At 43.2% G+C, this 26,457-nt stretch carries 24 protein-coding genes and 8 tRNA genes; 18 read left to right on the top strand and 14 right to left on the bottom strand.

Features of this window, described 5'->3' with window-relative positions; translation table 11 throughout:
• Positions 1–168: 168 nt before the first annotated feature.
• From AACW06_RS09035 to AACW06_RS09025, 3 genes are all read right to left on the bottom strand, one after another.
• Entirely contained in the window at positions 169–2,040 is a 1,872-nt protein-coding gene (locus AACW06_RS09035) for a methyl-accepting chemotaxis protein (RefSeq protein WP_192074811.1), read from the bottom strand.
• Between the two features lie 209 nt (positions 2,041–2,249).
• Positions 2,250–3,332 carry an AI-2E family transporter gene (locus tag AACW06_RS09030; RefSeq protein WP_192074810.1) on the bottom strand — a complete coding sequence of 361 codons (1,083 nt, stop codon included), beginning with the start codon at positions 3,330–3,332 and terminating at the stop codon, positions 2,250–2,252.
• Positions 3,333–3,560 (bottom strand): sulfurtransferase TusA family protein, encoded by a 228-nt coding sequence (locus AACW06_RS09025; protein WP_192074809.1) that lies wholly within the window; start codon positions 3,558–3,560, stop codon positions 3,333–3,335.
• A 197-nt stretch (positions 3,561–3,757) separates the two neighbouring features.
• On the opposite strand from AACW06_RS09025, the gene AACW06_RS09020 reads away from it, so the two are divergent.
• From AACW06_RS09020 to AACW06_RS09005, 4 genes are read left to right on the top strand one after another with little or no spacing between them, the layout of a single operon-like run.
• Positions 3,758–5,212, top strand: coding sequence for a beta-barrel assembly-enhancing protease (locus AACW06_RS09020; RefSeq protein WP_443263161.1), 1,455 nt, complete (start codon positions 3,758–3,760; stop codon positions 5,210–5,212).
• Positions 5,213–5,235: 23 nt separating this feature from the next.
• The gene (gene arsC, locus AACW06_RS09015; RefSeq protein WP_192074807.1) at positions 5,236–5,586 is read left to right on the top strand and encodes an arsenate reductase (glutaredoxin); all 351 of its coding nucleotides are present in this window, start codon (positions 5,236–5,238) and stop codon (positions 5,584–5,586) included.
• Positions 5,583–6,158, top strand: a complete 576-nt coding sequence (gene wrbA / locus AACW06_RS09010; RefSeq protein WP_192074806.1) for an NAD(P)H:quinone oxidoreductase — start codon at positions 5,583–5,585, stop codon at positions 6,156–6,158. Before arsC ends, wrbA begins: the two co-directional genes overlap by 4 nt.
• Positions 6,155–6,592 (top strand): DUF2069 domain-containing protein, encoded by a 438-nt coding sequence (locus AACW06_RS09005; RefSeq protein ID WP_192074805.1) that lies wholly within the window; start codon positions 6,155–6,157, stop codon positions 6,590–6,592. The genes wrbA and AACW06_RS09005 overlap by 4 nt, the downstream gene beginning before the upstream one ends.
• A 91-nt stretch (positions 6,593–6,683) precedes the next feature.
• Here AACW06_RS09005 and AACW06_RS09000 read toward each other — a convergent pair whose 3' ends face one another.
• A complete protein-coding gene (locus AACW06_RS09000; protein WP_192074804.1) occupies positions 6,684–7,904 on the bottom strand; it encodes a DUF2066 domain-containing protein in 1,221 nt (406 codons plus the stop codon).
• Positions 7,905–8,093: 189 nt separating this feature from the next.
• On the opposite strand from AACW06_RS09000, the gene AACW06_RS08995 reads away from it, so the two are divergent.
• A complete protein-coding gene (locus tag AACW06_RS08995) occupies positions 8,094–9,353 on the top strand; it encodes a uracil-xanthine permease family protein (RefSeq protein WP_192074803.1) in 1,260 nt (419 codons plus the stop codon).
• A 46-nt stretch (positions 9,354–9,399) separates the two neighbouring features.
• Here AACW06_RS08995 and ybaK read toward each other — a convergent pair whose 3' ends face one another.
• The 8 genes from ybaK to hemA all read right to left on the bottom strand — a co-directional run bounded on the left by ybaK (position 9,400) and on the right by hemA (position 17,375).
• On the bottom strand, positions 9,400–9,876 hold the full coding sequence (gene ybaK / locus AACW06_RS08990) for a Cys-tRNA(Pro) deacylase (protein ID WP_192074802.1): 477 nt from the start codon (positions 9,874–9,876) through the stop codon (positions 9,400–9,402).
• 104 nt (positions 9,877–9,980) lie between these two features.
• The gene (gene ushA, locus AACW06_RS08985; protein WP_192074801.1) at positions 9,981–11,642 is read right to left on the bottom strand and encodes a bifunctional UDP-sugar hydrolase/5'-nucleotidase UshA; all 1,662 of its coding nucleotides are present in this window, start codon (positions 11,640–11,642) and stop codon (positions 9,981–9,983) included.
• Between the two features lie 399 nt (positions 11,643–12,041).
• Complete coding sequence (kdsA, locus tag AACW06_RS08980; RefSeq protein ID WP_176313897.1) at positions 12,042–12,893, bottom strand: 3-deoxy-8-phosphooctulonate synthase; 852 nt, start codon at positions 12,891–12,893, stop codon at positions 12,042–12,044.
• Positions 12,894–12,916: 23 nt separating this feature from the next.
• Entirely contained in the window at positions 12,917–13,726 is an 810-nt protein-coding gene (locus AACW06_RS08975; RefSeq protein ID WP_192074800.1) for a SirB1 family protein, read from the bottom strand.
• A gap of 18 nt (positions 13,727–13,744) precedes the next feature.
• Complete coding sequence (locus AACW06_RS08970; protein ID WP_192074799.1) at positions 13,745–14,128, bottom strand: SirB2 family protein; 384 nt, start codon at positions 14,126–14,128, stop codon at positions 13,745–13,747.
• An 11-nt stretch (positions 14,129–14,139) separates the two neighbouring features.
• A complete protein-coding gene (prmC, locus tag AACW06_RS08965) occupies positions 14,140–14,994 on the bottom strand; it encodes a peptide chain release factor N(5)-glutamine methyltransferase (protein WP_192074798.1) in 855 nt (284 codons plus the stop codon).
• Between the two features lie 4 nt (positions 14,995–14,998).
• A complete protein-coding gene (gene prfA / locus AACW06_RS08960; RefSeq protein ID WP_053311917.1) occupies positions 14,999–16,087 on the bottom strand; it encodes a peptide chain release factor 1 in 1,089 nt (362 codons plus the stop codon).
• 28 nt (positions 16,088–16,115) lie between these two features.
• Positions 16,116–17,375: a glutamyl-tRNA reductase gene (hemA, locus tag AACW06_RS08955; RefSeq protein ID WP_053311918.1), complete on the bottom strand. Its 1,260-nt coding sequence runs from the start codon at positions 17,373–17,375 to the stop codon at positions 16,116–16,118.
• 162 nt (positions 17,376–17,537) lie between these two features.
• Between hemA and lolB the strand changes: the two genes are divergently transcribed.
• The 13 genes from lolB to AACW06_RS08890 all read left to right on the top strand — a co-directional run bounded on the left by lolB (position 17,538) and on the right by AACW06_RS08890 (position 23,124).
• Positions 17,538–18,152: a lipoprotein insertase outer membrane protein LolB gene (gene lolB / locus AACW06_RS08950; RefSeq protein WP_192074797.1), complete on the top strand. Its 615-nt coding sequence runs from the start codon at positions 17,538–17,540 to the stop codon at positions 18,150–18,152.
• Positions 18,149–19,015 (top strand): 4-(cytidine 5'-diphospho)-2-C-methyl-D-erythritol kinase, encoded by an 867-nt coding sequence (gene ispE, locus AACW06_RS08945; RefSeq protein WP_192074796.1) that lies wholly within the window; start codon positions 18,149–18,151, stop codon positions 19,013–19,015. The genes lolB and ispE overlap by 4 nt, the downstream gene beginning before the upstream one ends.
• 59 nt (positions 19,016–19,074) lie before the next feature.
• Positions 19,075–20,019 (top strand): ribose-phosphate pyrophosphokinase, encoded by a 945-nt coding sequence (locus AACW06_RS08940; protein WP_053311928.1) that lies wholly within the window; start codon positions 19,075–19,077, stop codon positions 20,017–20,019.
• 146 nt (positions 20,020–20,165) lie between these two features.
• Positions 20,166–20,756 (top strand): aminoacyl-tRNA hydrolase, encoded by a 591-nt coding sequence (gene pth / locus AACW06_RS08935; protein ID WP_192074795.1) that lies wholly within the window; start codon positions 20,166–20,168, stop codon positions 20,754–20,756.
• A gap of 10 nt (positions 20,757–20,766) precedes the next feature.
• Complete coding sequence (gene ychF, locus AACW06_RS08930) at positions 20,767–21,858, top strand: redox-regulated ATPase YchF (RefSeq protein ID WP_192074794.1); 1,092 nt, start codon at positions 20,767–20,769, stop codon at positions 21,856–21,858.
• 292 nt (positions 21,859–22,150) lie between these two features.
• A tRNA-Met gene (locus AACW06_RS08925) sits at positions 22,151–22,227 on the top strand.
• Positions 22,228–22,278: 51 nt separating this feature from the next.
• Positions 22,279–22,363, top strand: a tRNA-Leu gene (locus AACW06_RS08920).
• 25 nt (positions 22,364–22,388) lie between these two features.
• Positions 22,389–22,463: transfer RNA gene (locus AACW06_RS08915), tRNA-Gln, on the top strand.
• A gap of 77 nt (positions 22,464–22,540) precedes the next feature.
• Positions 22,541–22,617: transfer RNA gene (locus AACW06_RS08910), tRNA-Met, on the top strand.
• Positions 22,618–22,662: 45 nt separating this feature from the next.
• Positions 22,663–22,747 (top strand) — tRNA-Leu (locus tag AACW06_RS08905).
• A 23-nt stretch (positions 22,748–22,770) separates the two neighbouring features.
• Positions 22,771–22,855 (top strand) — tRNA-Leu (locus AACW06_RS08900).
• A gap of 25 nt (positions 22,856–22,880) precedes the next feature.
• Positions 22,881–22,955, top strand: a tRNA-Gln gene (locus AACW06_RS08895).
• 84 nt (positions 22,956–23,039) lie between these two features.
• Positions 23,040–23,124: transfer RNA gene (locus AACW06_RS08890), tRNA-Leu, on the top strand.
• Positions 23,125–23,258: 134 nt separating this feature from the next.
• Here AACW06_RS08890 and AACW06_RS08885 read toward each other — a convergent pair.
• Together AACW06_RS08885 and AACW06_RS08880 are read right to left on the bottom strand one after the other, a co-directional pair.
• Positions 23,259–24,401, bottom strand: coding sequence for a flagellin (locus tag AACW06_RS08885; protein WP_192074793.1), 1,143 nt, complete (start codon positions 24,399–24,401; stop codon positions 23,259–23,261).
• Between the two features lie 643 nt (positions 24,402–25,044).
• A complete protein-coding gene (locus AACW06_RS08880) occupies positions 25,045–26,184 on the bottom strand; it encodes a flagellin (protein ID WP_168521389.1) in 1,140 nt (379 codons plus the stop codon).
• Between the last annotated feature and the right edge of the window lie 273 nt (positions 26,185–26,457).

The raw sequence follows: 26,457 nt of genomic DNA, 5'->3' as shown, positions 1-26,457 counted from the left end.
TTCCAAGAAGTGGACGATGCCGATTAGAAACTGGCGACAAGCTCTAAACCGCTTTATGATTATGTTCGAAGACCGACTCACTGAATACATGTAACCCCGATAGTTACACAGAATTATTTACAGGGTCTGCCAGTCGTTATAAGCGACTGGCATTTTTATGACGACGAGCTAAACGATGAATTTATTCATCAGCGCATCTTGTTCTCGTACATTCTCGGTTTGCACCTGCATCGCAACATTCGCCTCTTCAGCAGATTGTGCAACTTGAGTGGATAGATCTTTAATCTTCACCGTATTGGTGTTGATCTCTTCCGCAACTAAGCTCTGCTCTTCTGCTGCCGATGCGATTTGAATATTCATATCGGAGATAGCTTGGATTGCCTCGCGAATACGATTTAGTGCCGAATTAGCACTTTTCGCTTTATCTACCGCATCAATCGCCGTTGTTTTACTTTCATTCATCGCTGACGATACAGAACTTGCACCAACTTGCAGTTGCTCGATCATGTTGCGAATCTCAGTCGTCGATTGCTGTGTTCGTTGCGCAAGCGTCCGCACCTCGTCAGCCACCACAGCAAACCCACGACCAGACTCCCCAGCACGCGCCGCTTCAATAGCCGCATTCAATGCAAGTAAGTTGGTTTGGTCGGCAATATCATTGATTACTTTCAGAATGGTTTCAATATTCGCCGTTGCAGATTCTAATCCTTTCACTTCTTCAACAGCTTGGTCGATGCGAGCAGATAACATATCAATCGACATTGTAGTTTCACTCACAACTTTCGAGCCATCCTGAGTTGCTTCATCGGCTTCTCTCGCTGCAGCGGCTGCACCTTGAGCATTATTCGCAACTTCCGTCGATGTCACGGCCATCTCATGCATTGCGGTAGCTAATTGCTCTAACTCTTCTAGCTGTGCGCGCATCGCATCGGCTGATTCATGAGCTCCTTGTACCGTCAATTCCGTACCACGCATTATCTCTTGACCAATCGCTTTGGATTGCGTGATTTGCTTTTGTAACGTTTCGGTAAAGGTATTGAACCCTAACGCTAGCTCAGCAAATTCCTTATCTGTATTAGTATTCAAACGTTTGGTAAGATCGCCCTGCCCAGACGCAACATCCTTTATCGCCTCATTCAAGATGCTTAAAGGTCGCATCAACACTTTAATAAGGAAGGTCAAGCCAATAATACTCAATATCACACCAATGAGAGTGTAAATAATGGAGCTATTTCTGTGCTTCGTGATGGTGCTAAATACAATAGACTCATCAATGATTGCCCCGATATACCAGCCTTCACTCGGTATCTGAGTAAAATCAACAAAGAAATTCTGCCCATTTATTTCAATGCGTTGAATACCATCTTTAACAGAGACTTGAGGTAGATAAGTAGAGATATTCTGCCCGTTGTTTTTGCTATCAGGGTGAGCAACTGTCATACCATCAGCCGTTACAATGAAAAGGTATCCTGCATCAAATATGTTGACTGAATTGACCAAATCAGCAAGGCCAGCCAACTCTAGGTCATAAAACATCGCACCAATAAATTGATCACCATTAAAAACAGGTGTACCGATTGAAATAATGACATTCTTTGTTGAAACATCGACATACGGTGCTGTAACGACTAATTTTCTCGATGACTTAGCATCGATAAACCAAGGACGCTTGCGAGGGTCATAATCACCACTAGCTTCCCAACCATCATCATTTTCAACCACAACACCATCACTGTTGTACCCCAATCCGACCGCTAAGAAGCTCTTTTTAAGCTTAGGTGTTTCTAATACATTTTTTACATAACCTCGGTTATCCGGATCAAGCTCCAACACTTCCGTCATGGATTGAGCCAATCCCTTTTTACTCTCCATTTCAGAAACAACGGTATTTTTCACCCCTTTAACCATTTCAATTAGGCTATCTGTTACTAAAGATTCAACGTCCGTGCGAACAGTGTTTAATTGCTGAATTGACAGCAAAGAAACGGTAACCAGTAGTAATACAGAAGAGGCTGCGACTATTTTTTGGCTAAACTTCATATATATCCCTCATTGTTACCAATTATTATTGTGGCTAATTGTCATTCTTATTGTGGTTATAGTTATGTATCGCCAAGCCAAATGAAAACTGAAGTTTTTTTACCTTTTATCTACATGAGTTTAATAAACATATCGTATTTGAACAAAAAAAACCCTAACTAATGATAGTTAGGGTCACCTTTTATAAAACTATTTATTTAACTCATTGTTCATACTGAAGCTGATGTGATATCAGGATCTGAATCATCGGTGCTTGGCAAAGCATGCCAAACAGCTTTAACCAATGTCGCTAGTGGAATCGCAAAGAAAACCCCCCAAAAACCCCACAGACCACCGAACACGAGTACTGCCACAATAATAGCTACAGGATGAAGATTGACCGCCTCTGAAAAGAGCACTGGAACTAACACATTACCATCTAAAGCTTGAATAATGCCATAAGCAATGAGCAACGTATAAAACGGTGGGCTAACGCCCCATTGGAACAAGCCTACAATCGCCACCGGTACAGTTACCGCTGCAGCTCCAATGTAAGGAATTAATACCGATAGTCCAACCGCGACAGCCAATAGAACAGAATAACGTAAATCTAGTATGGCAAAGGTCACGTAACTAACCCCACCGACAATCAATATCTCTAATACTTTGCCACGGATATAGTTGGTGATTTGTTGGTTCATCTCCTGCCAAACTCTGGTCGCTAGTTTTCGGTTTCGAGGCAGCAAACCACTCGCTATTCGCAGCATTTCGTTTTTATCTTTGAGCAAGAAAAATAGCAGTAATGGCACTAAAATCAGATACACACCTAATGTGGCTAAGCTAACCAAGGATGCCAAAGAACCTTTAAGTACACTTTCACCCATTCCTAGAGCTTGATTTTTCGCGTTGCTGATCACTGATTCGACAATTTGTAAATTAGCCAATTCAGGATAACGTTCTGGGATAGAAACGATAAACTTCTGTAAACCTGCATACATGTTGGGAATGTCATTGATCAGGTTGCCAACTTGCTGCCAAATCGTCGGAACTAAGCCAAAAATAGCCAGAAGCATTAAGCCGACAAAGAGTAAAATAACTAAGATAACCGAGATTGTTCGAGGAATATTCAAACGACACAGTTGTATCACTGGCCATTCCAAAAGATACGCCAAGACTATCGCGACCAACAACGGCGCAATAAGATGACCAAAGAAATAGATAGTAATGAAACCAAAAAATAGAATGGCAACCAGACTAACGGCATGAGGGTCAGAAAAACGTCTTCGATACCAACGACTTACCATTTCGAACATTTAATCAAGTCCTTTCATTACTTTTAACAAAAAATTACAGGATGCCGTTTCAATCCGGCAAGAAAAACCATTGCTAGTTAAATACTTTTCTATATCTTGCTTAGAACCAGAGTCTGCGATCAAAATAGTCAACTCATCGCCATACTTCATTTGAGCAGTGTGACGTTTCGCAAGTAATAAAGCCATAGGGCAACGCTGTTGACGTAAATCCAGAATATTTGGTTCCATTCTGACGCTCAATGCTTAATATAGGCCTGCTATTGTATCGGTTTTTTACTGGTACGTCAGTGTTTATCCAAACACGAAAACTGGTAGGATCAATCTTGTTTTGTAACCATTTACATTCATGATTTGAAATTGGAAACCAATCACTACTTTCAATGTCTTACAAACAAGATGATTATGGAGTATCACTGAACAATATGATGTTTAAACGCGCTCGTTCTCTACTTTGTCTTTGTGTCGCTGCGGCACTCAATGTGCCGGCAATAAGTTACGCAGACACCATTGAGTTACCGGATATCGGCACCGTTGCAGGTTCAACCCTAACGATTGATCAAGAGCTGATTTATGGTGATGCTTACATGCGCATGCTTCGCAATAGTCAGCCTATCGTTAACGATCCCGTTATCAACGAGTACATTGATAACCTCGGACACAAGTTGGTCGCTAGCGCGAATGACGTCAAAACACCATTTACTTTCTTTATGATCCGAGATCGCAATATAAATGCGTTTGCCTTTTTTGGTGGATACGTTGCCTTACATTCGGGTTTATTTTTGCATGCTCAATCAGAAAGCGAGTTAGCTTCAGTGCTTTCTCACGAAATAGCCCACGTGACGCAGCGACACCTGGCTCGTAGCATGGAAGAACAAGCTCGGCGTTCCCCTGTAAACATTGCGGCGCTGGCCGGTTCATTATTGTTAGCCATTGCCGCTCCTGAAGCGGGTATTGCCGCAATGACCGCAGCAACGGCAGGCGGTATGCAAAGCCAAATCAATTATACACGGAGTAATGAAAAAGAAGCAGACCGTTTTGGAATTGCAACCTTAGCTAAAGCAGGCTTTGAAGCACAAGCCATGCCGAGATTCTTTGGCCGCTTAGCTGATGAATATCGTTACGCGAGCAAACCACCACCAATGCTTCTAACTCACCCTCTGCCAGAAGACCGCATTACTGATAGCCGTGAGCGAGCACAACATTATCCACCACTACGCTTGCAGCCATCACTGGATTATCATTTAACACGTTCTCGGATTGTAGCCCGTTATGCTGGGATTGATGCCGAAGCAGCACTAGATTGGTTTACTCGCACCGAGAAAAAAGCAACGCCAGACCTTTCATCGGCCTTTCAATATGGTAAGGCTTTAGTGTACTTAGACAGTAAACAGCTGGATAAATCAGCCGCCATTTTGAGCAAACTAATCGCCCAAGATCCGAATAATAACTTTTATCTTGATGCTATGGCAGACCTTGAAATCGCTGAAAACCAAGCGGCAAAAGCGCAAATTCTGTTAGAAAAAGCGCTCCAACAAAAACCGAACAATCCAACGCTGATGATTAACTACGCCAATAGTTTGTTAAGACAAAATAAACTCGCAGAAGCGGTGCGAGTATTACAGCGTTATACCCACGACAACCCTAACGATGTCAACGGGTGGAGTTTGTTGTCCGAAGCAAATATCAGTATAGGCAATAGCCAAGAAGATCTTGCTGCGCGAGCCGAGTTACTTGCACTAAGAGCAAACTGGAATAAAGCTATTCAGTATTACACCCAAGCTAGCCAACTCGCCAAATTAGGCAGCCTAGAACAAGCTCGCTATGATGCACGTATCGACCAATTAATGGTTCAACGTGACCGATTCTTATCACTCCAATAATTACAAAATCACTAGGAGAAAACATGTCAGTCGTGATTTATCACAACCCAAAATGCTCAAAAAGCCGTGAGACACTCATTCTACTCGAAGCTCGAAATATTGAGCCAGAGATCGTCAAATATCTCGATGAAACACTCACTGTTGAACAACTAAAAATACTGTATGCTCAACTCGGTATAGAGCAAGTTCGAGCAATGATGCGTACCAAGGAGGCTCTTTATAAAGAACTCGACCTTGGGAATCCATCACTTAGCGACGAGCAACTTTTTGAAGCGATGGTTGCCAATCCAAAGCTAATTGAACGTCCTATTGTCGTGGCTAATGGAAAAGCACGCCATGGCCGCCCACCAGAGCAAGTTCTTGAAATTATATGAGTAATAAAATTGTCGTGCTCTACTACAGTAGACACGGCTCAACCCAGGCACTGGCAAGGCAAATCGCTCGCGGCATTGAATCGCAATCTGGCTGTGAAGCCATACTGCGGACCGTGCCCGAAATTGAAAACCATAGCCACCAACCCAAAGACCCGTACCTCACAATTGATGAGCTCAAAGAGTGTGATGGTTTGGCTTTTGGTAGTCCGGTTTGGTTTGGCAATATGGCCGCTCCGCTCAAACATTTTTGGGATCAAACCACACCGCTATGGGTCAGTGGCGCATTAATTGACAAACCAGCTTGCGTCTTTACTTCCTCGTCATCACTGCATGGTGGCCAAGAAACAACGCAACACAGTATGTTATTACCATTAATGCACCACGGCATGTTGATTGTTGGCATTCCTTATTCGGAACCAACATTACATACTACAACATCTGGTGGAACACCTTATGGCGCAAGCCATGTGGCAGCAGAAAGTGCTCAACTCTCAACTCAAGAAAGTGAATTAGCACGCCATCTAGGACAAAGGCTGGCCACGATTGCAAGCCGATTAAAGGATAGATTATGACGGCAGATATGACGCCACGCACCAAACAATTTCGTTGGTTAGCATTACTAGGAAACTTATCGTTATTGGTATGGGTTGTGTTATGGCAGTACTCACTCTCTCCTCACCAACATCTCAATAATGCCACTTTGGCTATTGCTTGGGGCATTCCCTTGCTATTACCTTTACCTGGAATATTAGCTGGAAAACCATACACTCATGCATGGGCTAACTTTGTTTTAATGCTCTACTTTCTGCACGCACTCACATTGATTTACGTCGATGGTGGAGAACGCTGGTTGGCCGTTATCGAGCTTATTCTTACTTTTGCGGCATTCTTAGGTAATATCCTTTACGCTCGTCACCGAGGCAAAGAACTGGGCTTGAAGCTCAAACGTCTGTCTGAAGTTGAAAAGCAAGAAAAAGCGAACTTTGGCCAACAAACAGAAAAATAACACTTCAAACTTTAGTGGTTTTACATACAAAAAAAGAGCCTTAAATTAGGGCTCTTTTCGTTTGTACATCTCATCAGATTACTGTGTTAAATTACTCACGCCATGAAAAATAAAGTGTATTCTCAACTGGAGGCGTAGGTTGCAAAGTGGATACCCCTTCAGTCTCTTGCAACATTTGCGAATCAAGTACTTGATTATCATTTGCTACGCTTGTATCAGGTTGAGAAACTTCTGATTCAGCAAGAGAAGAGTCATTAATGACAGACGTTATAGCATCGACAACATCAGGCTGTTCTATATGACTGACTACATCGAATTGGTTGGTCATTTCAATTTTATTGACCGTCCCCATCCGTAGCACTTCCTGCTCAAAATCTTGCTCCGTTGCCAGAAGGTGTACTTTAAAGACGATCGATTCCCCTTGAATTCTCAAAATATCAAGCGAAGCAACTGAACTTAGGCTTTTTAATTTTTTTTCTAAGGTGAAGAAATCAACCGCATCATTAATATTACTAAAGCTGGCTAATACTGATGATGAAGACTCACTAGAGACCATCACTGAACTTTTATCTGCATAATAATTACTTAACTGGTCAACCATCTCGGCAACGGCGTTAGAGCCGGAAGCTTGTCCAGAAACTGGAGCCTGAGGGATTTGCACCATTTGCCCGGCTTGTTGATCGTAAAGATTCCAGCGAACATTGTTGCCTTGCACACGAACAACCACAATAGAGTCAGTCGGGTAACGTTCACTTGCTGCACTGATAGGTTGCACAAAGCCTCCCCAAAGATCAGACACTTCAACGCCGGTGATATCGTCAAAATCGCCAACAGGGATCGTAATCGGTAACCCTCGGTTATCTGCCGCTATTTTTAGTTGCTGCATCCTCGGTGTATCAGAGTGCTCCCAAGCAATAGTGCGATCGTACCCTGACTCTTCAATAAGCCATACCAACACATTAGCGCGGTTTTCTGGCCAAAATGGTAGCTGAGCTTGTGTTAATAAAGAACGGATATGTGGGGCACTAAATCCCATTTTGATGGTGGATTGTGAATCGTTTTGAGCATAACTAATTTGCGCTAAATATTGAGAGTGCTGCTTTAAGGCTTTTTGGATAACCTCATTATTCACTGAGCTTTTATCACCGGAAGCTCGAATAATGACTTGCTCCATACCCTTTACTCGAGCTTTATCGTCTGCACTGGTTTGCTCTTGCTCAATAGTGATCTCTGAATGGTATAAATCGACCTTCGTCAAGGCATAAGCGGGGAGAGTCATTAAGCTCATCACCAACATAGCTAAATAGCGCATACTGTTCCTACGATCTGTTTTGTGAATGTCGATGATAAGCAACTATCTCTATCTCGGCAAGGAATCCACTTCAGGATACGGTGATAATTTAAACAAAGCTGATGACTTTCTTTGATCTAGTTTCCATGGCAATCGTTTGCAAAAGTGATAGAATCCTGCAAATTTTTATTTTGCTGCAGGAAAATCATCATGAAAAATGCCATTCAAGGCGCTCAGATGCTCTTCGTCGCATTTGGTGCATTAGTTCTTGTTCCGTTATTAACCGGGCTTGATCCTAACGTTGCACTATTTGGCGCAGGTGTCGGTACTCTTTTATTCCAACTTATTACTCGCCGTTCAGTTCCAATCTTCTTAGCTTCTTCATTTGCGTTTATTGCACCAATTATGTTTGGCATCCAAACTTGGGGTGTGGCAGCCACTATGGGTGGTTTAGTTGCCGCTGGGGTTGTGTATGTCATTATGGGCGCGGTCATTAAAGTTCGTGGCGTTGAGATTATCCACAAACTACTTCCACCAGTTGTTGTTGGCCCTGTAATCATGGTTATCGGGCTTGGTCTTGCTCCGGTTGCTGTAAACATGGCTCTTGGAAAAACAGGCGATGGTGCGGTTCAACTGGTTAATGCCGAAATGGCAATGTGGATTTCCTGCGTTTCATTGATCACGACCATCACCATTAGTGTCTTTGCTAAAGGCTTCCTAAAGCTTCTTCCTATCTGTGGCGGTATTTTTGCTGGCTATCTTTTAGGATTGTATTTCGGTGTTGTTGACTTTACGCCTGTAGCACAAGCTGCCTGGCTCTCTATGCCAAACTTCACTTTTCCTGAATTCAACATCAACGCCATTCTATTTATGATCCCTGTCGCTATTGCTCCTGCGGTAGAGCACGTAGGTGACATGTTGGCAATTTCGAACGTTACAGGTAAAAACTATATTAAAAAACCAGGGCTACATCGCACTATTGCTGGCGACGGTATTGCTACCATCGCAGCTTCCATGCTGGGCGCGCCACCAAACACGACTTACAGTGAAGTGACAGGCGCTGTGATGCTGACCAAAGCTTTTAACCCAGTCATCATGACATGGGCAGCTATCACCGCTATCGTATTAGCTTTGGTGGGTAAACTCGGTGCTCTGCTACAGACTATCCCTATTCCGGTAATGGGCGGTATTATGATTCTGCTCTTTGGATCAATTGCGACCGTAGGCCTCAATACATTAATTAAAAACCACGTTGACCTGCATAAGTCTCGTAACTTGGTTATTGTTGCGGTAACACTGGTTTTTGGTATTGGTGGTATGGCATTTGGTATTGGTGAGTTCAGCCTACAAGGTGTTAGCCTTTGTGGTATCGTAGCGATTGTACTGAACCTTATTCTTCCTCATGACTTGGGCGAAAATCACGTGGTTGATAATGCTCAAATGGAAGAAGATATTGACGCAAAAGGTTAAGCTTCCTTTTGATACGGCCTCGATATCGAGGCCGCTATTTTTTCAATTATTCCTGACACAATTCGACAAATTCCCCCCGCGTAAGCATAGCGAGATCGCTTGGTGCCAATTCTATTTCTAAACCTCTTTTTCCTGCGCTGACACAAATAGTTGGCTGATCTTTTGCACTGATGTGAATAAAGGTGGGTAGTGCCTTTTTTTGTCCAAGCGGGCTAATTCCCCCTACCACATAGCCTGTCGTTTTCTGCGCAATATCTGGGTTGGCCATCTCAGCCTTCTTCGACTTTGCAGCTTTCGCCGCTTGTTTAAGATTCAGTTTATGATCGACTGGAATGATCGCTACGGCAAGGTTCTTCGCTTCACCGTTTAAACAAAACAGTAAGGTTTTAAATACTTTTTTTGGATCTTGTCCTAAGACTTCAGCAGCTTCTAATCCATAACTGCTGTGGTTTGGATCATGCTGATATTGATGGATGGTATGAGGGATTTTTTTCTTTTTAGCCAAATCAATAGCAGGTGTCATGGGGTTATCTCGTGGTTACAACAAACAGCAATAAAAAAGCGATGCCTAAACATCGCCTTTAGTTAAAATGATTGCTGAGTTTGAGTCAAACTCTTTATTGGCTATTACTTATAGACCATTTCACCCATTGGCGCATATTGGTTTACATCAATTGGGCTGTTAGCTTCTAGGTAGTCTTTCAACACTTCAGCATCGACAAAGCCTGTGTTTACATAACCAGGATGGTCAGAAATTTTAGGATAACCATCACCACCAGCAGCATTGTAGCTTGGCACAGTGAAACGGTAGGTTTTGTCTAGGCGCAATTGCTTATCACCAATAACAACGTTTGATACTTTGCCATCTGATACCGTCATTGAGATACCTGCAAATTGAGCGTAGGCACCAGAATCAACGGGCTTAGTTGCAACCACATTGAGGTAATCCAGAACTTCAGCACCAGTCATATCGGTATAAGTCAAGATATTAGCAAATGGCTGTACTTTCAGAACGTCTTTATAAGTTACGTTCCCTGCCTCAATCGAATCACGGACACCACCAGAGTTCATTACTGCAAAATCAGCTTTTGCACGCTCCATATGCGCCGTTGCAATCAAACGACCTAAGTTCGTTTGTTGGAAACGAACGACATTGCGGTCACCTTCCAATTTGCCGTTAGTTTCAGCAATTTTCACGCCTAACTGCGCCTGACCTTGCTCTTGGTATGGACGCAAGAAGTTCAGCATTTCTGCATCTTCAGCGATTTGCTCTTGAATAAAGACGCGCTGGCTTTCACCATTCACTTTAACTTTCTTCTTCAAGTTCACCGGAATCAGGTTATAGCTCACCATGTTTAGCTCGCCATTACGGAATTCGTAATCAGCACGACCTACGTATTTACCCCATTCATGCGCTTGGACAATATAAGTCCCGTTTTGCATGTCTGGCTTACATTCGTCGCCAGGCTTAAAGGTTTTACTGACAACGTTAGGGCCTTCCATACATACAGGCTCTTGCGAGTGACCACCGACGATCATGTCAAGTGAACCTTCATCTAGGTAGCGAGCCAATGCTACATCTCCTGGAGCATTGACACCACGTTGACCATTTTCATAGTGACCCATATGCGTCACAGCAAAAATAAGATCAGGCTTTTCACTTTTCTCAATCTCAGCAATGAGTTTCTTAGCTTCTTCTTTTGGATCTCGGAACTCAATACCACCGATAAACTCAGGGTTACCGATTTTTGCTGTATCTTCCGTCGTCAAACCGATAATAGCAATTTTCACGCCTTGCTTATCAAACATTTGGTACGGTTGGAATAAGCGCTTACCCGTCGCTTTATCGTAAATATTGGCAGACAACATTGGGAAATTCGCCCACTCTTTTTGCTTGAATAGCACATCAAGTGGGTTATCAAATTCATGGTTACCTAACGCCATTGCGTCGTAACCAATTTTGCTCATACCTTTGAAATCAGGCTCTGCATCTTGCAGGTCAGACTCGGGAACACCGGTGTTAATATCACCTCCAGAGAGAAGAAGAACACTGCCACCTTGAGCTTCAATTTCAGAACGAAGATCATCAATCAGCGTCTTACGTGCTGCCATACCATACTCACCATATTTATTTTGCCAGAATCGGCCATGGTGATCGTTGGTGTGAAGAACGGTCAATTTGTAAGTCGTATCCTGTTGCCATTCGTGAGTTGGTTGAGTTGCACAACCCGCTAGGGTTGCAAGAATTGCTGCACTGAGCGCTGTTTTTAGAATAAGGCGTTGTTTCATTGTCATACCTTTGAACTTTAGTTAATCACTGCATGTGAAGGTGTCATTGGCCAACCACTTGAAAAGTCAAGGCTAGCCGCACCGATAAAACTTGAACCAGTTTAAATTAACACGTCACACGTGACAGCTCGATTTCATATTTATGTAGAATTGATCACTATAAAACGATAAAAAAAGTGTAACGGTTCACACTAGTTACACATCATATTCCAATAGATCACAGGCAATCGTTTTACTGATATAGTGGGCAAAAACCGAGGTAATGAGAACGGTATTACAAAATAAACAGACTTAGAAAACATCAGATAAAAAATTGACCACCAGAATGGCGGTCAAAGAATAGGCTAATTGAATACTTGCCTCATGATATGTAGCGTTATCGATGTATAACCGATAGCGCTATTTAATCTCGATATGTGCAAAGCTCTTGATCAAATCATCGAGCGCTTTCATTTGCGCTAAAAATGGCTCAAGTTTATCCAACGGTAATGCTGACGGACCATCACAACGCGCTTTATCAGGATTCGGGTGAGCCTCAATGAAAAGACCAGCAATACCGGTTGCTAGACCAGCTTTAGCTAATTCAACCGTTTGTTCACGGCGGCCTCCAGAAGCTGCACCAGATGGATCGCGCATTTGCAATGAATGGGTAACATCAAAAATGATTGGGCTGCCGTTTGTCACATTTTTCATCACGCCAAAACCTAGCATGTCGACAACGAGGTTATCGTAACCATGACAAGCACCACGTTCACAAAGAATGACTTTGTCATTGCCACACTCAGCAAATTTCTCAACAATGTTGCCTACTTGTCCAGGGCTCATAAACTGTGGTTTTTTAACGTTAATAACAGCACCAGTTTTAGCCATTGCTTCCACTAAGTCAGTCTGACGAGCAAGAAACGCAGGAAGTTGGATAACATCGACAACCTCAGCAACAGGCTTGGCTTGAGCTTCGTTATGAACATCAGTAATGATTTTTACACCAAACGTATCTTTTAGCTCTTGAAAGATTTTCATCCCTTCTTCCAAGCCAGGACCACGGTAGGAATGCACTGAACTGCGGTTCGCTTTATCAAAAGAGGCTTTAAAAACGTAAGGAATTCCTAATTTATCAGTCACTTTTACGTAATGCTCACAGATTTGCATTGCTAAATCACGTGATTCAAGCACGTTCATTCCAGCAAACAGAGTAAACGGTTTATCGTTAGCTACTGGAATATCACCAACGTGGACGATTTTTTGTTCCATCTTATTTCTCTCTTATTTGACTGTTAATGCAGCGTAATCGCTCTAGTGCTTAATGCATTAACTTGGTTTTTTAGTAATTCTGCTGCCGGATCATTTGGGCAGCTATCAATAAAGTATTGGTAATCCGATAGCGCAATTTGATAGCAGTCTAGCTGTTGATAGATAAAACCTCTATCGCGGATCTCGTAAGGGTCATCAGGAACAAACGTCAGTGCTAGGTCTGTACAACGCAAAGCCAAAGTATAGTGTTCTTCCCTTAGTAGTGCGCTTTTAAGTAATGCTAGCCAACGGCCAATGATTGTTGGGTTGTCTGCGACTTCTAAGTGCTTGGGAGTTAGCTTAAAACGAGTGCCTTTATGACCAATGAGCCATGCTTTTAGCGTATGTAAGGACACCGTTTCACCGCTAAAAGGATTAATGTAGATCGGCGCTTCACCAGGCCAGCGCAGTTCTAATAAAAACTGAGTTGGAAAAGTAATTCCCTGTAGCGGAAAGCCTAATTTACTCGCAAAATAAAGCAGTATCGCCCCAAGGCTCACGGGAATACCTTTACGTCGTTCAAGCACTTTATCAATGAAAGCATTTCGCGATTCATAGTAGGTATCACGATCACCAGTAAACCCCCACTCATGATAGAAAAGACGCAATAATACCTCAAAACGCTGTTTTTCATCGCAGACTTGCGCCAAGGCCTGTTTCGCTTCCGTCAATAGACGCACTAGCTCTTGCTCTGCCCATATCTCTTTTGTCTCAGGGTTGACTGCTTTATTTAATGCAAGTGCACCTTCAACCAATTCCATGGCATCAAAATCTTCGTCGAACAATTCAAACATACTGTTGCTCTAATGTTATCAACCGAAAAACATAGGGGTTTTGGTTACGGCAATTTTACCAGCCATTACAAGCCAACCCAAAGCCCCGAAAAATGCGAAACTACGTAGTAACTTATTGCGACCTAATTTCAAGGCAAAGAAACCTAACGCAATGTAGGTTAAAACACAGGTCAATTTCGTTGTCATCCAAGGTGCTGCTGGAGTGAATGGAATGAAACCAGACATCACCACCAAAGCTATCCCTGACAGCAGTAATAATGAATCAACAATATGTGGAAAACGTTTTAGAAATGGGTGTTGCAACCAAGCTGAATTGGCCATCATCAAGCCATAACGCACCGAAAGTAGTAACGCACTAATACCAATAGTGAGTAGATGAAAATGTTTTAATCCTTCGTACATATTATTCTCTCTTATAAACACCGATATTGACCGAGTGTCACTCGATCGTTACCAGCGTAATCCTTTTCTGTCACTACGTTATGATAACCCAGTGATACCAATATCTCTCTTACGGCTTGACCTTGATCGTAGCCATGTTCAAACACCAACCAAGCCTGAGGTTGCAAATAACCACGAGCATATTCGGTAATGTATTTGATGTCAGCTAAACCATTATCTTTGGCCACTAAAGCACTTAAAGGCTCGAAACGTACATCACCTAGAGTCAAATGCGGATCATTTTCTTCGATATAGGGTGGGTTTGAGACAATCAAAGCAAACTTTGTACCGGGCTCAATAGGTTCAAACCAGCTACCTTGTAAAAAAGTGACGTTAGTAATAGCCAAACACTGTGCATTCTCTGTCGCCAAAGCGTGAGCTTCTGGACGTAAATCAACGCCAACCACTCTGCGCCCTGGCAGTTCAGAGGCAAGCGCAAGCGCAATCGCCCCGGTGCCAGTGCCAAGGTCAAGGATATCACCGTCAATCTGATTGCTTTTAGCTAACGCCACCTCAACCAAACGTTCAGTATCCGGGCGAGGAATTAAGGTTGATGGCGCAACCTTAAGCGGCAATGACCAAAACTCACGCTCTCCGACAATATAGGCAATAGGCTCGCCAGCAAAACGACGACTCAACAGCTGCTCGAAATGCTGTTGCTGCTCTGCTGTCAATAGCTTTTCTGGCCACGTTAATAAGTATGAACGTGGTTTGTCGAGCACATGGCACATCAGAACAGCGGCATCGACAGAAGGCGAATCACTGCCGCTTTCTTGGAGTTGAGTCGTTGCCGCTTTCAGAGCAATTTCAATGCTAGGTGTAGACATCGAATTAGTTTTGATCCGCTAACGCAGCAAGTTGATCTGCTTGGAATTCTTGAATGATTGGATCAATCAAACTTTGCAAATCACCTTCCATCACTTCGTTTAAGCGGTAAATAGTTAAGTTAATACGGTGGTCTGAAACACGGCCTTGTGGGTAATTATAAGTACGAATACGGTCACTACGGTCACCAGAACCCAATAAGTTACGACGGGTATCAGATACCTCCGCAGCACGCTTGGCTTCTTCGGCTTTGGCGATACGCGCAGCAAGCACTGCCATCGCTTTCGCTTTGTTCTTATGCTGTGAGCGCTCATCTTGGCACTCAACCACTGTTCCTGTTGGTAAGTGAGTAATACGAATAGCAGAATCGGTGGTGTTAACGTGCTGACCACCCGCGCCAGAAGAGCGGAAGGTATCAATTTTCAAATCACTGGCTTTGATTTCTGGCAGTTCTGCTTCTGGGATCTCAGGCATGATCGCCACCGTACATGCCGAGGTATGTACACGACCTTGAGATTCTGTCGCAGGAACGCGCTGTACGCGGTGACCACCAGATTCAAACTTCAGTACGCCATAAGCACCGTCGCCACTCACTTTAGCGATCATTTCTTTATAGCCACCATGTTCAGCGTCACTGGCCGACATCACTTCAATACGCCACCCTTTTTTCTCTGCATAGCGGCTGTACATGCGGAATAGATCACCAGCGAAAATCCCAGCTTCGTCACCACCTGCGCCAGCACGAATTTCAAGGAAGCAGTTACGGTCATCATTTGGATCTTTTGGTAACAATAGAATTTGTAATTCATCCGTCAGTTTTTCAATCGCGGCTTTGGCTTCCTTGATCTCTTCTTGGGCCATTTCGCGCATTTCTGCATCATCTTCTTTAGTCATCTCTTCAGCAGCAAGCAGATCTTCTTGCGCTTGCTGATAGGCTTGAAAACACTTAGTGACTTCTTCAAGCTGAGAATACTCTTTAGACAAAGTACGGAATTTATTTTGGTCACCAATAACGGTTGGATCACCAAGTAGATGTTGAACTTCTTCATAACGCTCAACAAGGGATTCAAGCTTAACTAAAATCGACGCTTTCATAGTTTCTTCTTTAACTCGGAATGACGGATTAGCGAGGGTCGTCTAGACCCAAACTTTGTCTAATAATGGCCAATTTAGCCGGTTCACCTAACTCTGCCGCACTTTGCAGTGCTCGAGTTGGTATATGGATTAATTTGTTGGTGAGCTTGTTGCTAAATTCAAGTAACACTTTTTCAGGATCTGCCCCTGCTGCCAATGCTTGTAAGCTTTTGGTCAGCAGTTCTTCACGAACTTCGTTCGCGGAGTGGCGGTATTCTCTTATGCTGTCAACAGCCTGTAAGGAGCGCATCCAACTCATAAAGGCTGCACTTTCTTCGCTGACTATCGCTTCAGCTTGAATTGCTTCAACCTTACGCTGCTGCATATTACTGTCGACGATCGACTGCAAGTCATCAACGGTATACAAATATGCATCACTCAAATCACCCACTTGCGATTCAATATCACGAGGAACCGCGATATCGATCAATAGCATAGGCTGATGACGACGAGCTTTGATCGCCGTTTCCACCATCCCTTTACCGATAATCGGTAGCGGGCTTGCCGTGGAACTGATCACAATATCGGCATGCGCGAGATAGTCAGGAATTTCATTAAGAGCAATCACTTCAGCCGCAAATTGATTCGCCAAATTCATCGCTCGCTCACGAGTTCGGTTAGCTACGATCATACGTTTGCAATTATGTCCAGCCAAGTGTTTCGCAACTAATTCAATAGTTTCGCCAGCCCCCACTAACAGCACGGTTGAATCTGAAAGTGATTCAAAAATCTGTTTTGCTAACGTGCAAGCGGCATACGCAACCGAAACAGCGCTGCCACCAATTTCAGTTTCAGTGCGCACACGTTTCGCGACAGAAAATGCTTTTTGGAAAAGTTTTTCAATCGCAGAATCTGCCGCGTTATTGTCGCGCGCATCAGAATAGGCTTGTTTCACTTGTCCTAAAATCTGTGGTTCACCCAAAACGAGAGAATCTAAACCACAGGACACACGCATCAAATGGCGAATCGCCGCCTGCTCTTCATGAATGTACAAGCTCGGTTTTAGCTCTTCAGGACTCACCTGATGAAACTGAGATAACCAATCAATAACCTTACTTTTGCTTGATGATTTCACATCACAATAAATTTCAGTTCGGTTGCAGGTAGACAAAATAACGCTACCTTCGACGCTGGAACTGGATGCCAGCTGCTGTAAGGCATCTGACAATTTATCAGGGCCAAACGCCACTTTTTCTCGCAGTTCTACCGACGCTGTATTGTGATTAATTCCAATAGCAAGCAAGGACATCTATAGAAGGTTCTCAGATTCATGAAATAGAAATAGGTGCGGAATTTTACTTTATGCCCTGTTTTAATGAAAGGGCAACAGGGATTTGTTTTCCCGACTTCGTGAGATCAATGATATAGTAATGCTGTTTTTACCCTTTAACTGCGTAAATAACGAGCATACATGAATCACGTTAAACGACTTATTGTCGCCTTCTTTACTTTCGGCGTTCTCTTTGGCTGTTCAAGCCTACCTGAACAGATAACCTCTGTTGAATGGCAGTCACATCAGCAGCAGTTACAGAAAATCACTCAATATCAAGTTTCTGGCAAGTTAGGTTACATCTCACCACAACAACGACAATCTCTGAATTTTTTCTGGCAAAAGCAGCAAGATAGCAGCCAGTTACGTCTATCTACCTTTCTTGGGCAAACCGTACTGAATTTATCTATCACTCCACAAGGTGCCACCGCAGAAACGTATGATGACCAAGTACTAAGCGCTGTAAATGTCGATGCGCTAGTCTATCAACTCACGGGGTTAGAAATCCCAATTGAACAGTTACAATATTGGCTATTAGGGTTACCCAATCAAGCCGATAGCTACCAACTCAATGACTCAAATACTCTCGCGTTTTTAGATAAAACCATTGCTGCAACACCATGGCATTTAGACTATCAACAATACCAATTTCAACAATTTGCCGACCAAATCATTCCACTACCGAGCAAAATGAAATTAAAACAGACAAATACATCATTAAACATTGTTATCTCTAAATGGATATTGACACCATGATAACCAAAGCGACACGTTGGCCTTCTCCAGCAAAACTTAACTTATTTCTTTATATCACAGGACAAAGAGATAACGGCTATCACGAACTTCAAACTCTGTTTCAATTTCTCGACTTTGGCGATGAACTCACCATCACGGCAAATTTGTCGGGGGAAATTACGCTAACGCCAAACCTTCCCGGCGTCCCATTAACGAATAATTTGATCTGGAAAGCAGCAAATGCATTACAAGAACAGACTAACTGTTCATTTGGTGCTGATATCCAATTAACTAAAGTACTACCGATGGGCGGTGGTATTGGTGGCGGCTCTTCCAATGCCGCAACGGTTTTAGTTGCGCTCAATTATCTATGGCAAACTCATTTAAGTGATGCAGAACTTGCCGAAATTGGCCTGCATCTCGGTGCCGATGTGCCCGTTTTTGTGCATGGCTTCGCTGCGTTTGCCGAAGGTGTTGGTGAAAAACTGACCCAAACTGAACCTGATGAAAAAGTTTACCTAGTGATTCGACCGAATGTCAGCATTGCAACCAAAGATATATTTTCTCACCCACAATTGATAAGAAACACGCCAAAGCGAGAGCTAGCAACGCTTCTTGAACTGCCTTACGAAAACGATTGCGAAAAAATTGTCCGAATGCTGTACCCAGAGGTTGATAAGCAACTTTCATGGCTGCTACAATACGCGCCGTCAAGATTGACTGGGACAGGGTCTTGCGTTTTTGCAGAATTTTCCAGCAAGAAAGAAGCTGAGTCTGTCCTTGCTAAACTTCCTGACACCGTCTCTGCGTTTGTCGCCCTCGGGCGTAACATTTCGCCACTGAAAGAGACGCTGGCTGAATACCAATCGGCCCAATATCGATGAAAAATGTCGATATAAACCCAACCTATTTAAAAACTGGACGCAACCCTGAGGTTTCCACCGTGCCTGATATGAAGCTATTTGCTGGTAACGCCACACCTGAACTAGCCCAACGTATTGCTGAACGTCTATACATCTCTCTTGGTGATGCTACTGTTTCTCGCTTTTCTGACGGCGAAGTTGCAGTGCAAATCAACGAAAATGTTCGTGGTAGCGATGTATTTATTATTCAATCTACTTGTGCTCCTACTAATGACAACCTAATGGAATTAGTAGTGATGATTGATGCAATGCGCCGTGCTTCAGCAGGCCGTATTACTGCTGTCATCCCATATTTTGGTTATGCTCGTCAAGATCGCCGTGTGCGTTCTGCCCGTGTACCAATCACTGCAAAAGTTGTTGCAGATTTCCTTTCTAACGTTGGTGTTGACCGCGTTCTAACTATCGACCTACATGCAGAGCAAATCCAAGGCTTCTTCGATGTACCAGTTGACAATATCTTCGGTACCCCGGTACTGCTTGAAGATATGAGATCTCGCGGTTTAGAAGATCCAGTTGTCGTATCACCTGACCTTGGTGGCGTGGTTCGCGCTCGTGCAACAGCAAAAGCGCTTGGTGACATCGATATCGCTATTGTTGATAAACGTCGTCCACGTGCAAATGTTTCAGAAGTGATGAACCTTATCGGGGATGTTGAAGGCCGCGACTGCGTTATCGTTGATGATATGATCGACACCGGCGGTACACTATGTAAAGCAGCAGAAGCACTTAAAGAGCGTGGAGCAAAACGCGTATTTGCTTACGCAACTCACGCTGTATTCTCTGGTAATGCTGCGAAAAATATCAAGAACTCAGTGTTAGACCAAGTAATCGTTACTGACTCTATTACTCTATCTAAAGAGATGGCAGCAACAGGTAAAGTGACGCAACTAACGCTATCAAGCATGCTTGCAGAAGCTATTCGTCGCATTAGTAACGAAGAATCTATCTCGGCAATGTTTAACTAAACCGCGTTTAGTTACTAACAGAACACATCTATTAAGCACTTCATGCCAAAATGAAGTGCTTTTTTTATCTGTTATTTTCGCGTCTCGCACCATCTCCATTTTGTGCTATCATACCGCGCTTTTGATATTCCTAAGAGATCCTAACCTTGAGTCAACAAATCAAACTCCTTGTTGGACTGGCGAATCCTGGTCCTGAATACGCCAAAACCAGACACAATGCTGGCGCTTGGGTAGTAGAAGAGTTAGCCCGAGTACACAATGTTACATTGAAAAATGAAGCCAAATTCTTCGGACTTACTGGTCGTATTCTAGTTAACGGTGAAGATCTACGTTTACTTATCCCGACAACTTTCATGAATTTATCGGGTAAAGCCGTTGCTGCTATGGCTAAGTTTTATCAGATCAAACCTGAAGAAATAATGGTCGCACATGATGAACTCGACCTACCGCCCGGTGTCGCTAAATTTAAAATGGGTGGTGGTCATGGTGGGCACAATGGGCTTCGCGACACGATTAGTAAACTGGGGAATAGCAAAGATTTCTATCGTCTTCGGATTGGCATTGGTCATCCGGGGCACAAAGATAAAGTAGCAGGCTATGTTTTAGGTAAGGCACCAGCCAAAGAGCAAGAGTGCCTAGAAGCCGTAGTAGATGAATCCGTTCGCTGCTTCGATATTTTACTAAAAGATGGTTTAACTAAAGCACAAAATCGCTTACATACGTTCAAAGCAGAATAAGGTTACAGTCATGGGTTTTAAATGTGGCATCGTTGGTCTACCAAACGTGGGCAAATCAACATTGTTTAATGCACTTACTAAAGCGGGTATCGAAGCTGCAAACTTCCCGTTTTGTACTATCGAGCCAAACACCGGTGTGGTTCCAGTTCCAGACCTTCGTCTTGATGCTCTGGCAAAAATCGTAAATCCTGAGCGTATTCTACCGACCACAATGGAATTCGTAGATATCGCAGGCCTTGTTGCTGGTGCATCTAAAGGTGAAGGCTTAGGAAATAAATTCCTAGCTAACATCCGTGAAACTGATGCTATCGGCCACGTTGTTCGTTGTTTTGAGAATGAAAACATCGTGCACGTTGCAGGTAAAGTTTCACCGATTGAAGATATTGAAGTTATCAACCTAGAACTAGCACTGGCTGACCTAGATAGCTGCGAACGAGCAATGCAACGCCAAGCAAAAAAAGCTAAAGGCGGTGATAAAGATGCTAAATTTGAACTAGCTGTTCTAGAAAAACTTCTGCCTGTTCTTACTGAAGGCGGCATGGCTCGTACGGTTAATCTTTCAAAAGAAGAATTAGCAGCGGTCGGTTACTTGAACTTCCTAACGTTAAAACCGACCATGTACATCGCAAACGTTAGTGAAGACGGTTTCGATAACAACCCGTATCTTGATGCTGTGCGTGAATTTTCTGAAAAAGAGAATAACGTTGTTGTTGCTGTATGCGCGGCCATTGAATCAGAGCTTTCTGAACTTGACGATGAAGATCGTGAAGAATTTTTAGAAGATCTCGGCATTGAAGAACCTGGCCTAAACCGCGTGATCCGTTCTGGTTATGAACTACTGACTCTACAAACCTACTTTACAGCAGGTGTTAAAGAAGTTCGAGCATGGACAATTCCTGTCGGTGCAACCGCGCCACAAGCTGCGGGTAAAATTCACACCGACTTTGAACGCGGCTTCATTCGAGCTGAAGTGGTTGGTTACAATGATTTCATCCAATATAACGGTGAAAGCGGCGCAAAAGAAGCTGGTAAATGGCGTCTTGAAGGTAAAGATTACATCGTAAAAGATGGCGATGTTATCCACTTCCGTTTCAACGTGTAAATAACTCGTTAATCAGTGTTTAACACCCCTTTAAAAGCCAGCAGTTTGTGTTGGCTTTTTTGTTTTTTCTACAAAGCAGACCTTCCCGTGAGGCCTAGTAAAAACAAATAATATTGCCGTATTAGTGCCTGTTTTTGATCACAAACACGTCTCTTTGTTCAAAAAAAGTTCGAACGGCTATTTTCAGAGAATTTATTCAAAAAAACTATTGACGCTCCTAAGCCATATCCGCATAATGCGCTCCGTTCTCAACGTTAAGCAAAACTTAAAAAAGAGAGCAAAAAAGGAAAATGGCTACGTAGCTCAGTTGGTTAGAGCACATCACTCATAATGATGGGGTCACAGGTTCGAATCCCGTCGTAGCCACCATTTCCTAAATGTTTTTTCTGAACTTGCAGAATGAAAACCTTTAGGAAAGTTGCGGAAGTGGCGAAATTGGTAGACGCACCAGATTTAGGTTCTGGCGCCGCAAGGTGTGAGAGTTCAAGTCTCTCCTTCCGCACCATTATTTAGATGAGTAATCATCTTGCAGGGCTATCGCCAAGCGGTAAGGCAGCGGCTTTTGATGCCGCCATCCCCTGGTTCGAATCCAGGTAGCCCTGCCATTTTCAAAAGTGTTGTATTTGAAAAAATATTGGCACTCGGATTGAGATTGTATTATATTGTCTCGCTCCAAAAACATGGCTACGTAGCTCAGTTGGTTAGAGCACATCACTCATAATGATGGGGTCACAGGTTCGAATCCCGTCGTAGCCACCATAATTCAGTTATTCGCGTTAGCGGGTAGCTTATAGATATCGAGCTGCGGAAGTGGCGAAATTGGTAGACGCACCAGATTTAGGTTCTGGCGCCGCAAGGTGTGAGAGTTCAAGTCTCTCCTTCCGCACCATCTCGATGATCTAACAATAATTTGCGGAAATGGCGAAATTGGTAGACGCACCAGATTTAGGTTCTGGCGCCGCAAGGTGTGAGAGTTCAAGTCTCTCTTTCCGCACCATTATTCAGATGAGCAATCATCTTGCAGGGCTATCGCCAAGCGGTAAGGCAGCGGCTTTTGATGCCGCCATTCCCTGGTTCGAATCCAGGTAGCCCTGCCATTATTTAAATGGTTAGCTTCAATACGCTGAACATAACAACGATTGATTGGATTTCCAATTTCCAGTTAATCTACAGAATAAGTTGCGGAAGTGGCGAAATTGGTAGACGCACCAGATTTAGGTTCTGGCGCCGCAAGGTGTGAGAGTTCAAGTCTCTCCTTCCGCACCATTATTAGAAACCCAGCTTTGCTGGGTTTTTTCTTTTTCACTAGATGGATATTCCTGTCGCCCACATCTTCCATTTCAACATTATCCAAGCAAAAAAAAATCCAGCCGTAGCTGGATTCTTCATTAGTACTAGCCTTAACCAAGTAGACCAAGAGCAGCATTTGGTGCTTGTTTCGCTTGAGCCAATACTGAACTTGATGCTTGAGAAAGGATCTGAGCTTTAGTCAGTGCAGTCGTTTCTTTGGCAAAATCTGTATCTTTAATGCGGCTCTTAGAAGCATTCACATTTTCGTTAATGTTATCTAAGTTATTAATCGCATGGCCAAAACGGTTTTGGAATGCACCCAACTCTGCACGGTGGCTATCCACATTTTTTAGCGCGGCATCAAGAATGGCAACCGACTCTTGTGATCCACCAACAGTTCTTACGTCAATATTGTTAACAGTAACATTCTTAGTAGTTGGTGTATCAAGCCCTAGTTCAGCCGCAAGAGAACCCGTAAACGCTACAGAGCTAGTGTCGATATCATTACCATCGGCAAAAACTTGCAGTTTACCGTCTTCATCTACCGATGCTTTAACCATATCAGTCTGACCATTGATATAGGTTGCTAGCTGCTCAATATCATCGCCTTCTTTTGCCGTGATAGCGATAGTTTGAGCATTTCCGTCAGAATCAGTTAAAGCGATACTCAAGTCATTACCAGTCGCGCCAATGGCCCAATCTTTATCTTGACCATTAGTCGCAACAAAACTTGTTCCGCCCATTGCACTGTCATCGCTGCGCATATTGTTCAGCGTTAACATTACCGCTTCACCATTATCAGCACCGATTTGGAATGACTTAGTTGCAAAGGTACCGTTAAGCAGTTTATTACCACCGAATGATGTAGTTTCCGCAATACGGTTTAACTCATCATTAAGTGCCGTCACTTCTTCTTGAATCGCAACACGCTCAGACTTAGAGTTTGAACCGTTAGCAGATTGTAGAGAAAGATCACGCATACGTTGTAGAATGTTCGTAGTTTCGTTCATTGCACCTTCTGCTGTTTGTGCAATTGAAACACCATCATTCGCGTTGCGTACCGCAACATCTAGACCGCGACTTTGTACGTTTAAACGGTTAGAGATCTGTAGACCCGCAGCATCGTCTTTCGCACTGTTGATTTTGAAGCCTGATGATAGACGTTCCATTGATGACTGTTGCGCATTGCTTGCACTGTTTAAGTAGCGTTGTGCTGTCATTGCTGAAACGTTTGTATTTACATTAACCGCCATAGTGGTTCTCCTAATGATTATCCGACGTAGCGTAACTTGGAACGGTTTCCGACGTCTCGGATAACCAGGTAGTTCTCTCAAAGTTACTAGTATTAGCGACTGCTATGACGATTCCTTTAGTAGCGAAATGCATATTTATTAAAAAATAAGCAAGTTGAATAAAAAACGGGACTTCAATGGCAAAAACTTAAGAAATCATAAAAATAGAACTAAAGCTTTGTCGATATCCGTCGGTAGGAATAATGGCAACATACTCAAACAACTTGAAATTGCAGGTAAGCAGCAAGTGAGTTCATTCCTATGAACATAGATAAACTACGTGATTGAGATGAACGAACGTAGCCAACCCTCTGCAGCTTCATGTAGGAAGGGGATAGAATAGGAAAACGAAGAATTCAGAAGGTATTTTAGACAAAGAAAAGCCCCTTTTCCTTTGAGAGAACTGGGGCTAGTTGGTAGTCAGAGCCAATGTGGAGATCAGAGAAATGAACACATTACCGACTGACCGGGGCGCATGGTTATCACATGAAATATAAAGCAGGGTAAATCTTGAGAGAGCTTTATATCCAACAATAATCATGCTTTGCCAAGGATTCCTTCATAACATACCCACGTCTGAGTCGATTAATGAAGGGTCCTAACATTACTGCAATAGTGACATTGCAGAGTTTGGCAACTGTTTTGCTTGGGCAAGAATTGATGTCCCTGCCTGTTGCAGAATTTGTGCTTTTGTCATTTGCGTTGTTTCTTTCGCAAAATCAGTATCTTTAATACGGCTGTTTGATGCTTCAACATTTTCTTGGATATTAGCCAAGTTGTTGATACTGTGACTTAATCGGTTTTGTTTCGCACCTAAGTCAGCTCGTTGTGAATCAACATATTTCAACGCCGCATCTAGAATGCCAACTGCATTTTGTGAACCGCCGACTGATCTAACATCGATATCTTGAACCGTCGAATTCAGGCCAGGTCCGCCATTTAAGCCAAGCTCAGTAGCTAGACCACCAGATATGGTCAAATCACCTTGCAAATTAGGCTCTGCGGCAAAGATTTGCAGTTTACCTTCTTCATCAACCGATGCGGTTAACTTGTCGGTTTGACCATTGATGTAGGTAGCAAGTTCTTCGATGTCATCGCCATCTTTAGCAATAACGTCTAGTGTAATTGCCTCGCCACTTTTGGTCGTGAATTCAAATTTCAAATCGCGAGCTGTGGGCGGTACACCCCAATCTTTGGTTTTCCCTTGGTCAGCCACGAATGATTGGCCCCCCATCCGGAAATCATCGGCTCGTACACTGGTTAGCCCCATGATAATGGCTTCACCTGAACTCGCACCGATTTGGAAGGAAGCTTCGCCAAATGAACCGTTAAGTAGCTTACGACCACCAAATGATGTGGTTTCTGCAATACGGTTTAGCTCATCTTGCAATGCACTCACTTCTTCATTCAACGCCTGACGCTCTGATGCTGAGTTGGTACCATTGGCCGATTGCAAAGAAAGGTCACGCATGCGTTGTAAGATGCTTGTTGACTCATTCATTGCCCCTTCCGCTGTCTGGGCAATCGAAATACCATCGTTGGCGTTACGCATTGCCACATCCAAACCACGTGATTGTGCAGTTAGGCGGTTAGAAATTTGTAGACCTGCTGCATCATCTTTTGCACTGTTAATTTTATTACCTGATGATAAACGTTCCATCGAAGTATTCAGTTCATTAGATGCTTTATTTAGGTAACGCTGAGCGGTCATCGCCGAAACGTTAGTATTTACTGTAATGGTCATAATTTGCTCTCCTAGTGAGTTCGCAAGCTTTTTGCGAAGCGGCCAGCTTTACTCTCATTTGGAAGCACTGACCGTGAATAACTTGCTAAATCCGCTATTTGCCGATTTAAAAACTTGTTGTATCAACTCTGATATAAATAATTCAATTAGTATGCCAACTTTGAAAATATCTGATATTAAAATAAATACTTTTTGTTTTTTAATCACTTATAAGAATATTTCCATCCTATCTTTGTGACTATGCATCTAACCTTTTCTACTTAACAACTGAGT

Origin of the sequence: Vibrio sp. S12_S33, assembly GCF_963889785.1 — a bacterium.
Taxonomy (GTDB): domain Bacteria; phylum Pseudomonadota; class Gammaproteobacteria; order Enterobacterales; family Vibrionaceae; genus Vibrio; species Vibrio aestuarianus.
The sequence above is the reverse complement of the archived record's forward strand: the minus strand, read 5'-3'. Positions and strand labels throughout refer to the sequence as shown.

What these genes read in the sequence shown, in the direction of transcription:
- ispE (WP_192074796.1), top strand. Translation starts at nt 18,149, where the DNA reads ATGATAACCAAAGCGACACGTTGGCCTTCTCCAGCAAAACTTAACTTA.
- prfA (WP_053311917.1), bottom strand. Translation starts at nt 16,087, where the DNA reads ATGAAAGCGTCGATTTTAGTTAAGCTTGAATCCCTTGTTGAGCGTTAT.
- lolB (WP_192074797.1), top strand. Translation starts at nt 17,538, where the DNA reads ATGAATCACGTTAAACGACTTATTGTCGCCTTCTTTACTTTCGGCGTT.
- hemA (WP_053311918.1), bottom strand. Translation starts at nt 17,375, where the DNA reads ATGTCCTTGCTTGCTATTGGAATTAATCACAATACAGCGTCGGTAGAA.
- AACW06_RS09030 (WP_192074810.1), bottom strand. Translation starts at nt 3,332, where the DNA reads ATGTTCGAAATGGTAAGTCGTTGGTATCGAAGACGTTTTTCTGACCCT.
- AACW06_RS09000 (WP_192074804.1), bottom strand. Translation starts at nt 7,904, where the DNA reads ATGCGCTATTTAGCTATGTTGGTGATGAGCTTAATGACTCTCCCCGCT.
- AACW06_RS09005 (WP_192074805.1), top strand. Translation starts at nt 6,155, where the DNA reads ATGACGGCAGATATGACGCCACGCACCAAACAATTTCGTTGGTTAGCA.
- kdsA (WP_176313897.1), bottom strand. Translation starts at nt 12,893, where the DNA reads ATGGAACAAAAAATCGTCCACGTTGGTGATATTCCAGTAGCTAACGAT.
- AACW06_RS08880 (WP_168521389.1), bottom strand. Translation starts at nt 26,184, where the DNA reads ATGACCATTACAGTAAATACTAACGTTTCGGCGATGACCGCTCAGCGT.
- AACW06_RS08970 (WP_192074799.1), bottom strand. Translation starts at nt 14,128, where the DNA reads ATGTACGAAGGATTAAAACATTTTCATCTACTCACTATTGGTATTAGT.
- ybaK (WP_192074802.1), bottom strand. Translation starts at nt 9,876, where the DNA reads ATGACACCTGCTATTGATTTGGCTAAAAAGAAAAAAATCCCTCATACC.
- ushA (WP_192074801.1), bottom strand. Translation starts at nt 11,642, where the DNA reads ATGAAACAACGCCTTATTCTAAAAACAGCGCTCAGTGCAGCAATTCTT.
- AACW06_RS08885 (WP_192074793.1), bottom strand. Translation starts at nt 24,401, where the DNA reads ATGGCGGTTAATGTAAATACAAACGTTTCAGCAATGACAGCACAACGC.
- prmC (WP_192074798.1), bottom strand. Translation starts at nt 14,994, where the DNA reads ATGTCTACACCTAGCATTGAAATTGCTCTGAAAGCGGCAACGACTCAA.
- arsC (WP_192074807.1), top strand. Translation starts at nt 5,236, where the DNA reads ATGTCAGTCGTGATTTATCACAACCCAAAATGCTCAAAAAGCCGTGAG.
- ychF (WP_192074794.1), top strand. Translation starts at nt 20,767, where the DNA reads ATGGGTTTTAAATGTGGCATCGTTGGTCTACCAAACGTGGGCAAATCA.
- AACW06_RS09025 (WP_192074809.1), bottom strand. Translation starts at nt 3,560, where the DNA reads ATGGAACCAAATATTCTGGATTTACGTCAACAGCGTTGCCCTATGGCT.
- AACW06_RS08995 (WP_192074803.1), top strand. Translation starts at nt 8,094, where the DNA reads ATGAAAAATGCCATTCAAGGCGCTCAGATGCTCTTCGTCGCATTTGGT.
- AACW06_RS09020 (WP_443263161.1), top strand. Translation starts at nt 3,758, where the DNA reads ATGTTTAAACGCGCTCGTTCTCTACTTTGTCTTTGTGTCGCTGCGGCA.
- AACW06_RS08975 (WP_192074800.1), bottom strand. Translation starts at nt 13,726, where the DNA reads ATGTTTGAATTGTTCGACGAAGATTTTGATGCCATGGAATTGGTTGAA.
- wrbA (WP_192074806.1), top strand. Translation starts at nt 5,583, where the DNA reads ATGAGTAATAAAATTGTCGTGCTCTACTACAGTAGACACGGCTCAACC.
- AACW06_RS09035 (WP_192074811.1), bottom strand. Translation starts at nt 2,040, where the DNA reads ATGAAGTTTAGCCAAAAAATAGTCGCAGCCTCTTCTGTATTACTACTG.